1 protein-coding gene and 1 pseudogene are annotated in these 578 nt (G+C 43.3%); both read right to left on the bottom strand.

Translation table 11 applies throughout. The features are described 5' to 3' along the window. A pseudogene (locus ACO0KV_RS18375) lies at positions 1–290 on the bottom strand (transposase); the annotation flags it as partial. Between the two features lie 69 nt (positions 291–359). Continuing rightward, a partial coding sequence (locus ACO0KV_RS18370; RefSeq protein ID WP_423044601.1) for a hypothetical protein occupies positions 360–578 on the bottom strand: 219 nt, incomplete at its 5' end.

Below are 578 nucleotides of genomic sequence, written 5' to 3'. Positions count from 1 at the left end.
AGAACATCTTTCGCGAAGTATGCCGCCGCCTTTTTTATGATTTCGTTCTCCCGCTTAAGTCTGGCAACTTCTGCTCTTAATCGGGATAGCTCCATGGCTTCTGGTGTGACGACTTTCGTGCCTGCGCTTTTAAGTTTTCCTTCCGACACAGCCTTGATCCAATTGCGCAGCGTTTGGTCACTTAACCCCAGCTACTTGACGACGACAGAGATGGCTTCACCATCTGAAACACGTTGAACGGCCAGTTCTTTAAACTCGGGCGTGTAAGCTTTTTTTGGTATCCTGTTCATCATTTGTCTTTCCAAAGTTACGTTTATTTTACGTCACCTTTGGGGAACTAAATTTCGGGGGAAGCTCATTTATTGAACCCGTTTGATTGTGCCGTCTTCTTGAATTTGAAAGAATTTGTCTTTTCCAAATCGTCTATCAACAATCCTTATTTGATGATTTTGATCGATAGAAAATTGGCCATCCATCGCCAACGTTTGGATGATTTTGTTATTTAAAATGGTCACGAATGTTGGTGCTAAGAGGTCTTCTCTATAGTTCGCTCCCCGATGCTGTTCGTTGTGCGTTTC

The organism is Undibacterium sp. RuRC25W (assembly GCF_049339825.1).
Taxonomy (GTDB): Bacteria; Pseudomonadota; Gammaproteobacteria; order Burkholderiales; family Burkholderiaceae_D; genus Undibacterium.
Note: the sequence above shows the minus strand (reverse complement) of the source record. Positions and strands in the feature narration are given on the sequence as shown.